Consider the following 16,320-nt stretch of genomic DNA (forward strand, 5'->3'; position numbering starts at 1 on the left):
CATTCCTGATGGATAAGAAGCCGATTGAGCGCCCTAACGGCTCTTTTGCGGCTTTTCTTGCGTCTTTGAAGCGCCTTTTGCTTGTTTCGCCGGATCCAGTTTCCCTGCCGCCTGCATCCGGCTGATTTTGATGCGCGCAGCGATGTAACCGATCAGCAGCGCTAAAGCGATGGCGCCCATGTAGAGTCCGATCGATTCATTGACAGTCATGGCAATCCCCTTTCATTGTCGTTCTCTATTTCACTAATGTAACCGATGAGAGAGGAATAAACAAGGAAGTGGTTGGAATTTGCTCGAAAATGACACGGTCATATGGAGATCAAAGCACGATGAGTGACAAAAAAATGGAGGAAATAGATCCTCTTGGTCGAATGAGTAAATAATATTTTGCATGAGGGAGGTGGGAAAGATGCGCCCCGGCATGTCGAAGGACCAAGATAATTACCGGCTCATTTTTGAACACGCTGCCATCGGATTGTGCTTAAACGACCTGGAGGGGAAATGCCTGAAGGCGAACAAAGCATTTTGTTCGATCGTCGGTTATTCGGAACAGGAACTGCTGCATATGCGCTTTCAGGATTTTTCCCACCCCGACGATGTGGAAACAGAAGGGGAGTATTTACGGCGGCTGCATTCCGGCGAATTGGACGGCTATACACTGGAAAAGCGATATATCAATCGCAGCCGGTTGATCTGGGTTCAACTTACCATCGTTCCGATTAAGGATCAGTATGGCCGCCTTGCCTATACGCTCGCGCAAGTGCAGGATATTACAGAAGAAAAACGGATAGAAGCCGAATTGCATTCCCAGACGGAACTGCTGCGGGAAGAGAGGGACAGTGCCGAGAACCAGATCCGGCAGTTTTTTACGCTATCGGTCGATTTGATGTGCGTCGTCGGCATGGATGGCTATTATAAACAGATCAACAGCGCCTTTTCCCATGTCCTTGGCTATAGTGAAGAAGAACTGATGACCACCCCCTATCTGAGCTTGATTCACGAAGATGATCAGATCAAAGTGAAGGCGCTGAACTGGGAGCAGTTCAAAAGCCAACCCTTGCGGGACATGGAGGTGCGTCATCGATGCAAGGATGGATCCTACCGGTGGATTTCCTGGATTTCAGTGGTGAATTTGCAGACGGGGCTGATTTATGGCGTCGGCCGTGATGTTACCGCACAAAAACAGTTGGAGCAGGAACTTGTCTCCATCGACCGTTTAAACATCATCGCCCGGATGGCCGCCGGGCTGGGACATGAAATCCGCAACCCCATGACCACCGTCCGCGGCTTTCTCCAGATCATGTCCAAGAAGGATGAAAATGAGGAGCACCGTCGCTACTTTGAACTGATGATCAGTGAGCTTGATCGCGCCAATGCGATCATCACTGAGTTTCTGAGTTTTACCCGCCGTAAATCGAAAGATCCCCAGCCTGGCAACCTGAGAAGGCTGATCGAGGACTTTTTCCCCTTGCTACAGGCCGACGCGCTGCGGGAAGACAAGTGGATCCAAATGGAACTGGCCGATGTGCCGGATCTGACCCTCGATGAAAAAGAAATCCGGCAACTGCTATTTAACCTTGTTCGAAACGGCTTGGACGCCATGGCGTCCGGTAAGTGCGTCACGATCCGGACGGCTGTTGATGATGATGTCGTCGTCTTGCAAATCGAGGACCAGGGCTCCGGGATACCGGACAAGGACATGAAAAACCTGGGCGTTCCCTTTTTCACCACCAAAGACACGGGAACAGGGTTGGGCCTGCCCATCGCTTACAACATCGCCAATCGTCATAAGGCGAAGATATCCGTGGAATCGAGTTCGAAAGGGACCTGCTTTAGTGTCCGCTTTCCCACCGAGTATTCAGTCCCGACGCAACGGGAATAGGCCGGGACATTTTTCATATACAGGTCTCTGCTTTTCAATAGTTACCGCATTGGGTATAATGATCTAACTGAAAAAAATGTCGAGGAGCAGACCTGTGAGCGCAAAGAAGGATACTTATCATATTTTGACCTACGGCTGTCAGATGAACGAACGGGACACTGAGTCGCTGGCCGGTTTTCTCCAGCAGATGGGATATACAGCGTCCACCCCTGAAGAGGCTGGCGTCTTGCTGATCAACACCTGCTGTGTCCGTGAATCGGCCGAGCGCAAGATACTGGGCAAACTGGGCGAATTGCGCAAGTACAAGTTGGCCCGGCCCGAAGTGGTCATCGGCATCGGCGGCTGCATGGTCCAGCAGCCGGGCATGAGCGAGCGTATCCGCAAGGAATATCCTTACGTGGACATCGTCTTCGGCACCCACAACCTGCACCAGTTGCCGCGCATGATTGAACAGTGCCAGTTTGGACAGGTTGTCGAGGTTTGGGACAGCGAGGGCGAGGTTGTCGAGGATCTACCGGAGCGCAAGGCAGAAGGCATCAAGGCCCATGTGACGATCATGTACGGCTGCAACAACTTTTGTAGCTACTGCATCGTCCCCCATGTGCGTGGCCGGGAACGCAGCCGGGCGCCGGAAGACGTGGTCCGGGAGGTCCAATCCCTCGTCGCCCAGGGCGTCAAGGAAGTGACCGTCCTTGGACAAAACGTCAACTCCTATGGCAAGGATCTGAATCCGCGGGTTTCCTTCGCCGACCTCCTGCGGACCGTCAACGGCGTCGAAGGGCTGAAACGGATACGCTTCACCACGTCCCATCCGAAGGATTTCGATCTGGCGCTGATCGCGGCGATGTCAGAGTCGGACAAGGTTTGCGAACACATCCACCTGCCCGTTCAAGCCGGGAGCAACCGGATCCTGGCGGCCATGAACCGCGGTTACAGCCGGGAACAATACATGGAGATGATCGGCCAGATCCGCCAGGCTATGCCCGAGGTGGCGCTGACGACGGACTTGATCGTCGGGTTCCCCGGCGAGACGGAAGAGGATTTTGCCGACACGCTCGATCTGCTCGAAAAGGTCCGCTATGACAACGCCTTCACCTTCCTGTACTCCAAGCGCAGCGGCACACCTGCGGCGGAACTGGCGGAACAGGTCGACGCCGAGACGAAAAAAGCGCGCTTCCAGCGGCTGTTGCAACTGCAAAACCGGATCAGCCTGGAACACAATAAGGCCCTCATCGGGTCTGTCCAGGAGGTCCTCGTTGAAGGGCGCAGCAAGACGAACAAAGAACTGATGACCGGGCGGACGCGTGGCAACAAGATCGTTGTCTTCGCCGGCGCAGAGCAACAGGTGGGGGAGACGGTCCTGGTTCGCATCGATGAGGCGCGGACGTGGACATTGTTGGGAACGATGGCTTTGCTTTGAAAAATTGTGACGAGCAAGAGCAGATCCACAGGGGGAAGTTTTGGTTCGTTAGTTACAAAAATGTATAGCCTGTAAATTAGAAGGGTACGCTTTTTTCATGATGGAAAAAGCGGAGCCTCGGTTTGATGATTGGAAAAAGAGCCTCGACAACAAAACGGCAGCGCAAGCCCGTTTTGAGCGATGGCTCTTTCTTTATCTGTCCAAGGTGCTTTTTTCCGGGAAACCGGGGGAATTGCTGCGGTTTTCGGCGCCTTTTTTTGGCCGAACCGTAATGGATACATTGAATGAGTCGAAGGCGATGGCCTCGCTTTGGGGCCTGTCAACATATCATTTACGCTGGAGCGCGCAATCGGCCCATGTCTTTTTTTATGATCGCCAGAAACTTGAGGGAGTTTTGCGAGGTGTGGCCCAAAACCGCTTGTTTCATTTTTTGGGATACGGACCGAGTGTGACTGCCATGTCCTTCCTGGATGGATTGGCGGAGCGGTGGCGGCAGACGGGACAGATCCCGCATGAGATCGGCATCGCTGTCGGCTACCCGCTCAAGGATGTGCTGGGTTACATGGGCCTTGTCGATTTACCAAAGCGGATGGTGCGTGAATGGTGCATTTACGGCAGGGAAGGGGCGTCTCTCCAGCGAAAGGAACAGTATGATCTGGGATTGCAGCGAGGGCTGGAGTACTTGCGAACTGATCAGAGCGCAATGATTCGTGACGAACTATGCGGTCACCGGAGCTATACCACCTATGTGTGTCCTGAGGGGGATGTTGCGGTGCAGGAAGACCAATAAACCTGGTTATAACCGAATAAGTCAGCGATACGATGTTCGTTCACTTGTTTAACACCAACCCATCAATTGTTAGTGCGCCGATAAAAATGCCCTATCGCGAAAGCGATGGGGATTATTGTTTTCCTATGGAGTTTCTGTTAGAGGACATATGCCTTTGCGCCTGCTATAATATCCTATTATATTGATTTTGCTCCCTAGAGGAGCCGGGGAAACCGTGAGAAAGAGACAAGAAAGAGACCTGAAGGACGCCTACAGGAAACCTGAAGATTAATTATCGTTACGAGGTATCACCATGAAAGCTGTCACTCCCATGATGAAACAGTATCAGGAGATCAAGAATCGCCAGCCTGATGCAATCCTTTTTTTTCGTCTCGGCGATTTTTATGAGATGTTTGGTCCCGACGCTCTCCTGGCATCGCGGGAACTGGAGATCACTCTTACGGGACGGGACGCCGGTCTGGAAGAACGCATCCCCATGTGCGGCGTGCCCTACCACTCCGCCCAAGGGTACATATCGCGCCTCGTCGAGAAGGGGTATAAAGTCGCCATCTGTGAACAGGTGGAGGATCCTGCGGCGACCAAAGGGATCGTCAAGCGGGAAATTGTCCGTGTCGTCACCCCCGGCACCCTGATGGACACGAACATCCTTGAAGAAAAGAGCAACAACTACCTCGTCGCCGTGGCCCACATCGCTGATGAGTGGGGGCTGGCGGCGCTCGATGTCTTTACCGGCGATTATCTCGCGGCCCGCTGGCATGATCGCGACCTGGCCGCGTTTCAGGCGGAACTCCTCCGCCTGGATCCCAAGGAACTGCTCGTCCATCCTGCTGTAGCGGCCAATTTCCCCGAATTGACGGAAGGTTGGAAGAAGCAGGGCATTCTCGTCAGCCCCTATCCTGTGGAAGGCCTGACGGTGGAACAGGCGACGACGGTCATCAAGCGGCAGTTTAACTTGTCCAGTCTGGAAGCCTTCGGCTGCGCCCACTGGCCGGCGGCCATCGTCGCCGCTGCCATCAACCTGCGCTATGTCCAGGATACCCAGAAGGCCAATCTGCCCCATATCACTCGCCTAAGGACCTACACGACGGACCGTTTTATGCGCCTCGACCCAGCCACTCGCCGCAACCTGGAATTGACCCAGACGATGCGGGAGGGCAGCCGCAAAGGCTCCCTGTTAGGGGTGATTGACAAGACCGTCACGGCCATGGGCGGCCGGTTGATCAAGCGCTGGCTCGAACAGCCATTGGTTGACGCAGAGGGGATCTGTAAGCGTCAGGCCGTCGTTTCGGCGCTGGTTGATGACGGGCTCTTGCGCCAGGATTTGCGGGCGGAACTGCGGGCGGTGTACGATTTGGAGCGGCTGGCCGGCAAGGTGGCCTACGGCACGGCAAACGGCCGGGACTTGATCGCCTTGGCGTCGTCGCTAGAGACGCTGCCGATAATCCTGGACAAGCTGCGCCAGGGTCCGCCGGTGCTCGAAAAACTCGCCAGCCGAATCGACCCGCTTACCCCTGTGGCTCAGCGCATCACAGAGACGCTCGTCGACGAGCCGCCCGTCTCTGTCCGCGACGGCGGCCTGATCCGGAGCGGCTTTCACCCGGAAGTGGACGAACTGCGGGAGAGCGCCGGCTCCGGCAAGGAGTGGCTGGCCCGCATTGAACAGCGGGAGCGGGAGCGGACAGGGATCCGGTCGCTGAAGGTCGGCTTCAACAAGGTCTTCGGCTATTATATTGAAGTGTCAAAAGCCAACATGACCAGCGTCCCGACCGATTACATCCGTAAGCAGACCCTGGCCAACGGCGAGCGCTACATCACGCCGGAGTTGAAAACGTACGAGGAGAAGATACTCGGCGCCGAAGAGAAACTGACCCAGTTGGAATACCGCCTGTTTACGGAACTGCGGGACACTGTCGAGGCGGTGTTGCCGCAGTTGCAGAAGACGGCGGAGCAGGTGGCCCATCTTGATGTCTTTGCCGCCTTGGCTCAGGTGGCTGTCGAGCAGGGCTATATCTGCCCGGACATTCACGATTGCATGGAGATCCACATCCAAGGCGGTCGACATCCTGTCGTGGAGGCGCACCTGGGGCCCGGCGTCTTCGTGCCCAACGACACGCGCTTCAGTGATGGAGAGGCGCTGCTCCTGATCACCGGCCCCAACATGGCCGGCAAGAGCACCTACATGCGCCAGGTTGCCCTGATCGTGCTCCTGGCCCAGGTGGGGTCTTTTGTTCCGGCTACCTCCGCCGCTATCGGTGTGGTGGACCGCATCTTCACCCGCGTCGGCGCCTCCGATGATCTAGCGACAGGTCAAAGCACCTTCATGGTTGAGATGACCGAAGTGGCTCATATCCTGCATCATGCCACACCGCGCAGTCTCGTCGTCCTCGACGAGGTGGGGCGCGGGACCAGCACCTTTGACGGCATGGCCATCGCCTGGGCAGTGGCGGAGGCGATCCAGCGACTGGGCGCCAAGTCCCTTTTCGCCACCCATTATCACGAACTGGTCCGCCTGGAAGAAACACTGCCTGGCGTTCGCTGCTACACCATCGCCGTTCGCGAATCGGGTGACGATATCGTCTTTTTGCACCAGATTCGTCCCGGCGGTGTCAATAAAAGCTATGGCATCCAGGTGGCGCGTTTGGCTGGGTTGCCATCTTCCGTCATCCTGCGGGCACGGGAGATCCTGGCCAACCTGGAAAGCGACTCGAAAAAACGTCCGGATCGAAACGCTTCCGAGATAACGACAAATACATCCCCAGATCAACGCGTCCCTGTGGCCGTTGTAGCCAATGAAGCTTCCATTCACTTTGCTCATAAAGCCGCTGTCCCTCTATACGATGACAGCGACCCAGGGCAGTTGATGCTTTTCGGAGAACAAGGCCATGCTTCAACGCAGTTAAAGGGTAGTGAGGCCATGTCCCGCTTGGCCGAGGAACTTGATCGTTTGGACATCAACCGGATGACGCCTCTGGACGCCCTCAACTGGCTAGCCAAACAGCAGAAGAAATTGAAACGGGGGAGGTAGCCATGGGAGTCATCCAACGCCTTGACGCCCATACGGTCAACCAGATCGCCGCCGGCGAGGTTGTGGAGCGACCGGCCTCCATCGTCAAGGAACTCCTTGAAAACGCCCTCGATGCCGGCGCCACCCGGATCGATGTAACCCTTGCCGAAGGCGGGAAAAAACTGATTCGCATCATTGACAACGGCTGTGGTATGGCTGCCGATGACGCCGAGCTTTGTGTGGAGCGCCACGCCACGAGTAAAATCCGGCGAGCGGAAGACCTAATGGCCGTGCAGACCCTTGGCTTCCGGGGAGAGGCGCTCCCGTCGATCGCCGCTGTATCTCGTCTGGTCATCACCACTCGGAGAAGCATGGACAGCCAGGCCACACGAGTGCGGATCGAGGGCGGTGAACGCTATCCCATAGAGGCGGTAGGCGCGCCGCCAGGCACGACTGTGCAGGTGGAGGATCTTTTTTTCAACACGCCGGCCCGGCGCAAGTTTCTCCGTTCCGCCACAGCCGAAGGTTCCGCCTGCGCTGAGGTGATCTGGCGGCTGGCCGCAGCCCATCCCCAAGTCGCTTTTTCACTGACCCAGGGGAAACAGACTAGCTTCCGCTCCCCAGGGAATAATAAATCATTAGAGACCTTGTCGGCTGTCTTCGGCCGCGAGATCATCCCCTTTCTGCTGCCGCTGTCGGCCTCGGCGCCGGACGGCTGGACGTTGAAGGGTTTTGTCGGATCGCCGTCGCTGCACCGGAACAACCGCAATCACCAGAACTGGTTTGTCAACCAGCGTTGGGTGCGCTGCCGCAGCCTGAGTCAGGCCGTCGAAGAGGCCTATCACGGCATGCTGCCGGGGGGGCGGTTTCCCTTTTTTGTGCTCCATCTCGAACTACCGCCACAGACGGTTGACGTAAACAGCCATCCGACCAAGCAGGAGATCAAGATCGACCGGGAGCGGGATGTGGCTGACTTCACGCGTCAAGCGGTGTTGCAGACCTTGCGGAGCCGATCCCTTTCGCGACCTTTGTGGTCAGCGGCTCCGCTTCGAACCGATGGGGCGCCTCTAAGTCAGCCGACCACTCGTGACTTGACTCTGGCGCGTCAGAAAGATGCTTCGCCGCTTACGGCGATACAGGGGCGTATTTCATCGGCCCCCACCGCTTTCATAGGGGAAAAAACGGCGGAGGGAGAGCGGTGGAGACAAGACCGGTTACTGCTCCATCGAGAAGGTGCTGTTTCGCAGGTGTCAATGCCAACGGAGCAAGAGCGCCCAGAAAACCTGGAACGTTTGGGAAGCGCGGAACGCCTGGACCGCGACGACTTCAAAAGGCAGGGGAAAGAACCCTATCGGGAATCGGATCAGGAACTCCGTCCAGATTGTTTTCGGGAGTCTCTTGAGGAAACACACCCGACGGAATTTCCTCCGGAATCACAGTCCGAATCAATCCTGAAATGTCTCCCCGAAACGCTCCGACACCACCGGCAGGATCCAAGCGCAACGAAGGAATGCCAACCGGAGGAAGGGCTGGCGGCTGGGGATGTTGCCGACTGGATCCCCATCGGCCAGTTTCAGCGTTCCTACATCCTGGCTGAGGGCGGTGACGCCCTTTACCTGGTGGACCAGCATGCCGCCCATGAACGGGTGCTCTATCATGAGTTAAAAGAGCGCTACCTGAATGAAGCCGGCGAATGCGCCAGCCAACAACTGCTGCTGCCGGTGACGGTCACCTTGACGCCCGCAGAGTTTCAGGGGGCCATCGAGGCCATCGCCGAACTCCGTGACGCCGGTCTGATCGTGGAGCACTTTGGCGGCAACACCCTGCTGATCCGGGCTGTTCCGGTCGGCCTGCCGCCGGGAGAGGAAGAGGGTCTTTTCCGGGATATCCTCAACGGGCTGATGAAAGGCCTTCACGACCGGGAGGTCATCCGGGGGGCTGCTTTGAGCAGCATGGCTTGCCGCGGCGCTGTCAAGGCGGGCCAGGCGATGAGCCATGCCGAGATGAGCGCCCTCTTGCAACGGTTGGCACGGCTGGAAGGGGTCGACACCTGCCCCCACGGCCGTCCCTATCTGCTACGCATCGACCGGAGGGAACTTGAACGCCGCTTTTACAGGAGTTGACCATGGCGCAGCAGGAACATAGACTCAAACAGGACTCCGGGCAAACGGCGCCGTTCGGCCCGGAGCATCGCCCCGAACCGTGCTTCGAACACCGGTCGAAGGAGCTTCTCGTGACGACGGTCCACAAAAGCACCCCTGTGCTGGAGGAGCGGGCCCGGGCGCTGGCGGCGGAACTGGGCGCAGACTTCGTCCCTCGGGAGGGAAAATCGGCTGAACGTTTGACTCGGGAGGCCGGAGACAACGGGCTGCTGATCGTCGAAAAGAACAACCTGACTCTCTACCAAGGCGAGGAGACCTTCTTCTTTCACCCCAATATGGCGGTGTTGCGCATCCAGGCCCTGAAAAAGGGACAGCGTGATCCGCTTGTCCATGCCCTTGATATCCGTTCCGGTGATCGGATCCTCGACTGCACCCTCGGCCTGGGCGCTGACGCCCTCGTGGCCGCTTTCGCTGCAGGAGATGAGGGGGCGGTGACCGGGATCGAACACAACCGACTGATCGCGCTCATCGTCCGTGAAGGGCTGCAACACTTCCGGCATCGGAGGTCCGACGATCTGCACCGGGCCATGGCGCGCATCCGCGTGCTCCAAGGCGACCACCGCGCGCTGCTGAAAGGCTTTTCAAACGGCAGTTTTGATAGCGTCTATTTTGATCCCATGTTCCGCCAGGCGCTGCGCGCCTCCAACGGGATAGGGGGGCTTCGCCAACTGGCCGACCCCCGGCCGATTGAAGCGGATGTGATTGCAGAAGCGCGCCGGGTCGCCCGCCGCCGTGTCGTCATGAAGGAGCGGCGTGACAGTCCCGAGTGGGAGCGCCTGGCGCCGGAGCATGTCGAATGCGGGAAATACGCCCCTGTGGCCTACGGCATCTGGTCTGGAGGAGGTGAGGTTCTTGGGGGCGAACGATACACGTAACGATATGGTCGATGCCGCTTTGGATCCCCACGGCGCTAACCCGCTACTCCCACTTGTGCAGATCGTCGGGCCGACAGCAGTCGGCAAGTCTGACGCCGGCATCGCCGTAGCTCAGCGATTTAACGGCGAGATCATCTCCGGCGATTCCATGCAGGTCTACCGGGGGATGGACATCGGCACAGCCAAGTTGAAACAGGAGGAACGGGGCGGCATCCTCCACCATATGATTGATATCCTTGATCCCGATGAACCCTTCAGCGTGGCCGATTTTCAACGGAGGGTGACGACCCTCATCCCCGAAATCGTTAGCCGCGGCAGGCTGCCCATCCTGGTAGGGGGCACAGGCTTGTATGTGCGGTCGATTATCGATCACTATGAATTCACGGAAGAAGCTATAGACCTGGAACTGCGCCGGCGGCTGGAGCAGGAGGCTGACACCTCCGGGCTCGAAGCGTTGCACGGCCGCCTGGCTGAGGTTGACCCGAGAGCGGCGGCGCGGATTCACGTGAATGACCGCAAGCGCATCATCCGCGCCCTGGAAGTCTACCAACTGACAGGTCGCCGCCAAAGCGACTTCCACTATGCCGACTCAGTCCGGCAACCAAAATACCAGTTGGCGCCGATCGCCCTGACGATGGACCGGCAAGAGTTGTACCGTCGCATTGACCTGCGTGCCCAGATCATGATAGAATCGGGGTTGGTGGAAGAAGTAAAAGGGCTCCTAAAACGGGGATACGCGCCAACGCTTCCATCGATGCAAGCCATCGGGTACAAGGAAATCGTCGGGTACCTTCAGGGCGAATACGACCTTGCTCAGGCGCTCTACTTACTGCAGCGGGATACGCGGCACTTTGCCAAGCGTCAGTATACATGGTTTCGCCGGGACACCCGGCTGATCTGGTTTGCCGCCGACGCCATAGAGCGGGAAAGACTGATGGAAGGGATTTTCGACGCCGTCAGGAACGCTCTTGGAGGGCATGTAGAGAGAAATATAAATGATGGAGGGGCACTCAGATGACCAAACAACTCAATCTTCAGGATGCATTCCTGAATCAAGTGCGCAAAGAAAACCTCCCAGTCACCATCTTTCTGGTGAACGGCTTTCAAATCAAGGGGATGGTCAAAGGCTTTGACAGCTTTACTGTCTTCCTCGATGTAGAAGGCAAGCAGCAGATGGTCTATAAGCACGCCATCTCGACGATCATGCCCTTGCGTCCTGTCTCTCTTTCCATGGACGCCAACAAGGCTTAAAGGGAACTGCCAAAAAAGCGCCTCGCAGAGGCGTTTTTTTATGCCCATAAACTTGATTATATTTGCATCACTGGAAGGATTATGCAATAATTTGGGAGAATACATAACGGGAACCGTCTATGATGTTCCGAAGGGCGCTCCATCAGAAAGTAAAGGAATCGAGGTGGCAGCCATGAATGATCTTTCTGAACAGTTGGACGAAAATGCCGTGGAAGCGAAGGAGAATCAGAAACGAAGGGGCCGGATTTTGGCCGCCGGTTTTGGCCGTGAGGCAACTGCGGGAGAACTATCGCCCTCACTGCCCCCGTATCAGTACAAAAAGAAAACACCGCGCTCGCGAAAACGCTATTTTATCCTGGTAGCGGTTGCCCTTTTGCTGATCCTTGGCGGCGGAACGGCGGCATGGTTGAGCGGTTGGCCCCCCCTTGTAACCACCCTTTCCACCCTCTCGGCAGGGAGGCTTTCCGGGCTCAGCGGTAAACCTGCGCCATTGTTCGCCCAAGCACAGGCACCTGAAACCGCCTCCCCTGTGGATAAGGGAGCGACGGCGCCCACGCCGGGAGAACCCCGTTGGGGAGACGGATGGGTGACGGAAAAGACCTTGGAGGGGTTGCCCTTTTCCCCAACCGCCCTGGTTCCGCTCAAAGGAGGGCGGGCCGTGGCTGCCGATCCCCAGGGGATGCTGTACGTCATCAACGAGGAAGGGAAGGTGGAACGGCAGTTCGGTCCCTGCGCAGGCGGCGGGACGGCAAACATTACCGGTCTTGCCGTCGATCCTAGAGGATATATTTTTGTGGGCACCAATGAACGCATCGAGGTTTGGCGCGGAACGGGCGAGTTGGCCTCCTATTTTTCCGTTGGCGGCAGCATTGCATCGCTGGCCCTCAACGACGAGGGGAAGCTGCTTGTGAGCGATCAAAACGGAAAGATCAAAATAATTTCGGCGGCCAGACCAGGGAATTCGCCTTTACTGTCGAAATATCCTGAATAAAGGGTCATCTCTTTTGGACGGAGATGGTGAACATGAGCATCTTCCCCTGGGACAGCCAATGGGAAATGGTCGCTTGGTTTGCGCTCTTTGGCGGGGTTGCGCACTATACCGACCAACTGTCGGCCTCTATGTTGCAGCGTGGTTTTGGGCGACAGGACATAGGGTGGCTGCGCGGTGGCGCCATCTGTCTCGCCCTCGGGCTCTATCCCCTTTTCTTTTTGGGAGCAGATGTCATCATCGGTGAGGCGACACGTATGGCGGAGACGCCGCTTTCCGGCTGGGGGCGCACGCTCGCGGCCGGGGTGCTGGCCATGGGATCTGCGATGCTCATATCCACCGGCAGATACATATCCCTGCAGCGGGAGGTTCTGATCGAACAGGTCCTTGAAGGCTGGGACTTCGAGTTTGACGAGTGGATAGAGGAGCAGGTCTGGACAGCCCATTCCATTCCCGAATTGACCGAGTTGAACAGCCGTTTTGGCAGAGGTCGCCTTTCCGTGGCGGTTTTAAACGGGGAAGGGGAAGTGATCACCCTCGGGGTGCGGCGTTCCAGTCAACTGCGTTTCGGACTGCAAGAACCTTTCCAACTGACCGCCTGGATCGGTCTGGAGGGCGGACATTCGGCGGCGATCTGGTTTCGGACCGAAGAAGACAGGCGTTCTCCTGCCGCAGAGGAATTGGATGAGGTGCGTCGAATCGCGCAATGCCTGCAACAACAGCGGATCGATCTACACTACGTTCTCTTCCATAACGGCGCTCAGGTGCAATGTCTCTACGCGGGTCCTCCGGCAACCTGGAGCCACCAGGGAATGCTGCCGGTTGAGCGGGAATCAACGCATACCATGTGAGCATAAAAAACATGAGAACAGGGAGACAGTTTGCACAGGCAAAGTCCCGGCGCCAAAGCCGGGCTTTGTTTTTTTCTTCGCTTCACGATCATAGGATATATGGATCGGGGCGGGAGGTGACCGACTTGAAAATACGGGTGAATATCAACCCCGACACACAGACGGCCTTACTGAGCAAGACCTCCTGGCTTCCCGTGCCAAATCCCTTGATTCGTGGAGGATTGACGGTGGGCCAGGAGGAAAGGGAAACGGAAAAAGCGGGTACGACCGGAAAGGTTGGCGAAAAGGCAAAGGCTACAGGGAAGGTTCAAGCAACGGGAAAAGTTCAGGCCACGGGTAAGGTCCAGGAGATCCTTGATGAGATATCCGGCCTAGTGGGACTTCACGAGATCAAGGCGCTCATCCATGAATTGCGCTCCTTTGTGGAGATCAGGCAACTCCGGGGCAAGGAAGGTCTGATCAACGAGCCGATGGCCCTCCATATGATTTTCAAAGGCAATCCGGGCTCCGGAAAAACGACCGTCGCCCGCCTGATCGGGCGACTATTCAAAGAGCTGGGCGTTTTGCCGAAAGGGCATATCGTCGAGGTGGAACGGGCCGATCTGGTCGGCGAATATATCGGCCACACCGCCGTCAAGGCGCGGGAGCAGGTGAAAAAGGCGCTCGGCGGCGTGCTCTTCATTGATGAAGCCTACTCGCTTGCAAGAGGGGGCGAAAAGGACTTCGGAAAAGAGTGCATCGATTGCCTCGTCCGGGCCATGGAGGATCACCGCGACAGCCTCATCCTGATCCTGGCAGGATATAAAGATGAGATGGAGTACTTTCTACACTGCAACCCAGGGATTCGCTCCCGTTTTCCCATCCAATTGGAATTTCCCGATTACACGACGACGGAACTCCTGGCCATCGCAGACGCCATGGTGGCACAGCGGCAGTACCGTATGTCAGGCGAAGCGCGGTTAACGCTACGCAACTTCTTGCTGCATCAAGAGAAGTTCGGACACCGGCACCGGGGCAACGCCCGGCTCGTCCGAAATATTGCCGAAAAAGCGATTCGCCGCCAGGCCGTGCGCCTGCTCCACGCCTACGACTACCAGAAGATCTCCCGGGAAGCCTTGATGACGCTGGAAGCCCAGGACATGCTGGAAGGCTGCAACCTCGCCGGCCTGGAGCCGACCACATAAGGCGATCCTTCCAGTCCCGTTTCCCGCTTCCAAACCCCGCCGCTAGGCAAAAGGGCCTCGGCTATGGTAAAATGTTGCTATGAGTAATGAACGCTTAAAAGGTAATGTCGACGGCGTGGCGCGTAGCCGTCTGGAACGGTTGACCGGGCTGCTGGAACAACAGATGGACGCCGATTTGCTCCTTGACCCGGAAGTGGGAAAGGAGCTTGTTTTGTTTACCTCTCTTACCGGGCGGGAGGTGGCCCTGTTCGTAGATCGGCGGGGACGAGTGGTCGATCTGGTCGTTGGCGACGCCCACACGGTGGTGATGATGGACCACGACATCCGCCGGGGAACGCGGCGCCTGGCCGGTGTTCGCTGCATCCACACCCATCCGGGAAACAGCCCGCATTTAAGCGATGTCGATCTGTCGGCCCTTCGTCAATTGCGCCTCGACTGCATGGCGGTGATCGCCGCTGCGGAACCCCATCGCGGCTCTGCGGCCTATCTCTCCCCCGACGGCGAAAGCGCCATTGAGACGGTCGGGCCGCTAAGGTATGAAAAGCTCTGCGCCTTCCCCTGGCGGGAGACGGTGCGCCTCTATGAAAAGAGCGCATCGTCTGTCGAGACGACGGCGACGGGTGCGGAGAAAGAGCGGGCTTTTCTCATCGGACTGGAGGAAACCGCTGCTGGGGAGGAACCACCGCTCGAGGAACTCGCCCAACTGGCCGAAACGGCTGGGGCTGTCGTCGTCGGGCGGATGACGCAGCGCATGGAGCGGCCTGATCGCGCCACCTATCTAGGTTCGGGAAAAATCCGGGAACTGACACTGGCCCTGCAGGTGACTCGCGCCGATCTGCTGATCGTCGATGAAGAGTTGTTGCCGGCTCAGCAACGGCGGCTGGAAAGCCTCACCGGCATCCGGGTCGTCGACCGGACAGCCGTCATCCTGGACATCTTCGCCAGCCGGGCCCGGACAAGGGAGGGCAAACTGCAGGTGGAACTGGCCCAACTGCAGTACCTGCTGCCGCGATTGACCGGTCAGGGTCAGGCTTTATCCCGTCTTGGCGGCGGCATCGGCACACGCGGACCCGGAGAAACAAAGCTGGAGACGGATCGGCGCCACCTGCGGCGGCGGATGAGCGAGTTGGAAGGTGAACTCAATCATGTCCGCCATCACCGGGAACGACTGCGCCACTCCCGGCAGCGTTCGGATCTGCCTCTGATTTCCATGGTCGGCTATACGAACGCCGGTAAGTCGACCTTAAGCAGTCTTCTGGTGGCTCGTTTTGCTCCCCTCGGGGGACCGAGCCCTGCTGGAGAAGACAAGCTCTTCGCCACCTTGGATCCGACGACACGAAGAATCCGGCTGCCCGGCGAGCAGGATGTGCTGATTTCCGATACGGTCGGCTTCATTCGCAAGCTGCCTCACTCGCTGGTGCGGGCCTTCCGGGCCACCTTGGAGGAGATTGTGGCCGCCGACCTGCTGTTGCATGTCGTGGATGCCTCCCATCCGGCGGCGGTGGAACAGATGCGGACCGTGGAAGCGGTGCTCGCCGAGATCGGCGCCGGGGAGAAGCCGGTCCTGACGGTGCTAAACAAAATCGATCGGTTACAGCCCGGCGGGATGGATGCCTTGTTGCGCCCGCCCGACCCGTGGGTCGCCCTTTCTGCCCATACAGGAGAGGGCGTTGACGGCCTTTTGGAGAAAATAGCCCGGCTGTTGCCGGATGATCGCGTCACCGTAGACGTGCTGATCCCCTATGACCAGGGAAAACAGATTGATCACTTGTACCGGATCGGGGTTGTTCGCGAACTGACCTATGAGGCAGAAGGCGTCCGCATCCGGGCCGATGTGCCGAAGGTTTATGCCGGAGCACTGCTGGGCAGGCAGATGACCGTTCCTGAAGAAACATAAATGGGAAGAAACGATG

Annotated in this window: 13 protein-coding genes; 12 read left to right on the forward strand and 1 reads right to left on the reverse strand. The window is 57.6% G+C overall.

What is annotated here, in order from left to right:
* Positions 1-33: 33 nt before the first annotated feature.
* Positions 34-210 carry a hypothetical protein gene (locus GTO91_RS02450; RefSeq protein ID WP_161254360.1) on the reverse strand — a complete coding sequence of 59 codons (177 nt, stop codon included), beginning with the start codon at positions 208-210 and terminating at the stop codon, positions 34-36.
* 199 nt (positions 211-409) lie between these two features.
* On the opposite strand from GTO91_RS02450, the gene GTO91_RS02455 reads away from it, so the two are divergent.
* From GTO91_RS02455 to hflX, 12 genes are all read left to right on the forward strand, one after another.
* A complete protein-coding gene (locus GTO91_RS02455; RefSeq protein ID WP_161254362.1) occupies positions 410-1,882 on the forward strand; it encodes a PAS domain-containing sensor histidine kinase in 1,473 nt (490 codons plus the stop codon).
* Positions 1,883-1,976: 94 nt separating this feature from the next.
* Positions 1,977-3,302 (forward strand): tRNA (N6-isopentenyl adenosine(37)-C2)-methylthiotransferase MiaB, encoded by a 1,326-nt coding sequence (miaB, locus tag GTO91_RS02460; protein ID WP_328793712.1) that lies wholly within the window; start codon positions 1,977-1,979, stop codon positions 3,300-3,302.
* Positions 3,303-3,399: 97 nt separating this feature from the next.
* Positions 3,400-4,092 carry a DUF3793 family protein gene (locus tag GTO91_RS02465; protein WP_161254368.1) on the forward strand — a complete coding sequence of 231 codons (693 nt, stop codon included), beginning with the start codon at positions 3,400-3,402 and terminating at the stop codon, positions 4,090-4,092.
* 292 nt (positions 4,093-4,384) lie between these two features.
* The gene (gene mutS, locus GTO91_RS02470) at positions 4,385-7,117 is read left to right on the forward strand and encodes a DNA mismatch repair protein MutS (protein ID WP_161254371.1); all 2,733 of its coding nucleotides are present in this window, start codon (positions 4,385-4,387) and stop codon (positions 7,115-7,117) included.
* Between the two features lie 2 nt (positions 7,118-7,119).
* Positions 7,120-9,219: a DNA mismatch repair endonuclease MutL gene (mutL, locus tag GTO91_RS02475; protein ID WP_161254374.1), complete on the forward strand. Its 2,100-nt coding sequence runs from the start codon at positions 7,120-7,122 to the stop codon at positions 9,217-9,219.
* A gap of 2 nt (positions 9,220-9,221) precedes the next feature.
* Positions 9,222-10,133 carry a class I SAM-dependent methyltransferase gene (locus GTO91_RS02480; protein ID WP_161254376.1) on the forward strand — a complete coding sequence of 304 codons (912 nt, stop codon included), beginning with the start codon at positions 9,222-9,224 and terminating at the stop codon, positions 10,131-10,133.
* Between the two features lie 55 nt (positions 10,134-10,188).
* The gene (gene miaA / locus GTO91_RS02485; RefSeq protein ID WP_161255042.1) at positions 10,189-11,151 is read left to right on the forward strand and encodes a tRNA (adenosine(37)-N6)-dimethylallyltransferase MiaA; all 963 of its coding nucleotides are present in this window, start codon (positions 10,189-10,191) and stop codon (positions 11,149-11,151) included.
* Positions 11,148-11,384, forward strand: coding sequence for an RNA chaperone Hfq (hfq, locus tag GTO91_RS02490; RefSeq protein WP_012283609.1), 237 nt, complete (start codon positions 11,148-11,150; stop codon positions 11,382-11,384). Before miaA ends, hfq begins: the two co-directional genes overlap by 4 nt.
* Before the next feature lie 91 nt (positions 11,385-11,475).
* Complete coding sequence (locus tag GTO91_RS02495) at positions 11,476-12,375, forward strand: NHL repeat-containing protein (RefSeq protein ID WP_161254379.1); 900 nt, start codon at positions 11,476-11,478, stop codon at positions 12,373-12,375.
* 32 nt (positions 12,376-12,407) lie between these two features.
* Positions 12,408-13,223 carry a hypothetical protein gene (locus tag GTO91_RS02500; RefSeq protein WP_161254382.1) on the forward strand — a complete coding sequence of 272 codons (816 nt, stop codon included), beginning with the start codon at positions 12,408-12,410 and terminating at the stop codon, positions 13,221-13,223.
* Between the two features lie 125 nt (positions 13,224-13,348).
* Positions 13,349-14,407, forward strand: coding sequence for an AAA family ATPase (locus tag GTO91_RS02505; protein ID WP_407929510.1), 1,059 nt, complete (start codon positions 13,349-13,351; stop codon positions 14,405-14,407).
* 115 nt (positions 14,408-14,522) lie between these two features.
* A complete protein-coding gene (gene hflX, locus GTO91_RS02510) occupies positions 14,523-16,304 on the forward strand; it encodes a GTPase HflX (RefSeq protein WP_161254385.1) in 1,782 nt (593 codons plus the stop codon).
* Positions 16,305-16,320 lie beyond the last annotated feature (16 nt).

The organism is Heliomicrobium undosum (assembly GCF_009877425.1).
GTDB lineage: Bacteria > Bacillota > Desulfitobacteriia > Heliobacteriales > Heliobacteriaceae > Heliomicrobium > Heliomicrobium undosum.

Excerpts from the sequence above, each read along its gene's own strand:
- GTO91_RS02480 (WP_161254376.1), top strand. The coding sequence starts at position 9,222 with ATGGCGCAGCAGGAACATAGACTCAAACAGGACTCCGGGCAAACGGCG.
- GTO91_RS02450 (WP_161254360.1), bottom strand. The coding sequence starts at position 210 with ATGACTGTCAATGAATCGATCGGACTCTACATGGGCGCCATCGCTTTA.
- GTO91_RS02455 (WP_161254362.1), top strand. The coding sequence starts at position 410 with ATGCGCCCCGGCATGTCGAAGGACCAAGATAATTACCGGCTCATTTTT.
- mutS (WP_161254371.1), top strand. The coding sequence starts at position 4,385 with ATGAAAGCTGTCACTCCCATGATGAAACAGTATCAGGAGATCAAGAAT.
- GTO91_RS02500 (WP_161254382.1), top strand. The coding sequence starts at position 12,408 with ATGAGCATCTTCCCCTGGGACAGCCAATGGGAAATGGTCGCTTGGTTT.
- GTO91_RS02465 (WP_161254368.1), top strand. The coding sequence starts at position 3,400 with ATGATGGAAAAAGCGGAGCCTCGGTTTGATGATTGGAAAAAGAGCCTC.
- hfq (WP_012283609.1), top strand. The coding sequence starts at position 11,148 with ATGACCAAACAACTCAATCTTCAGGATGCATTCCTGAATCAAGTGCGC.
- mutL (WP_161254374.1), top strand. The coding sequence starts at position 7,120 with ATGGGAGTCATCCAACGCCTTGACGCCCATACGGTCAACCAGATCGCC.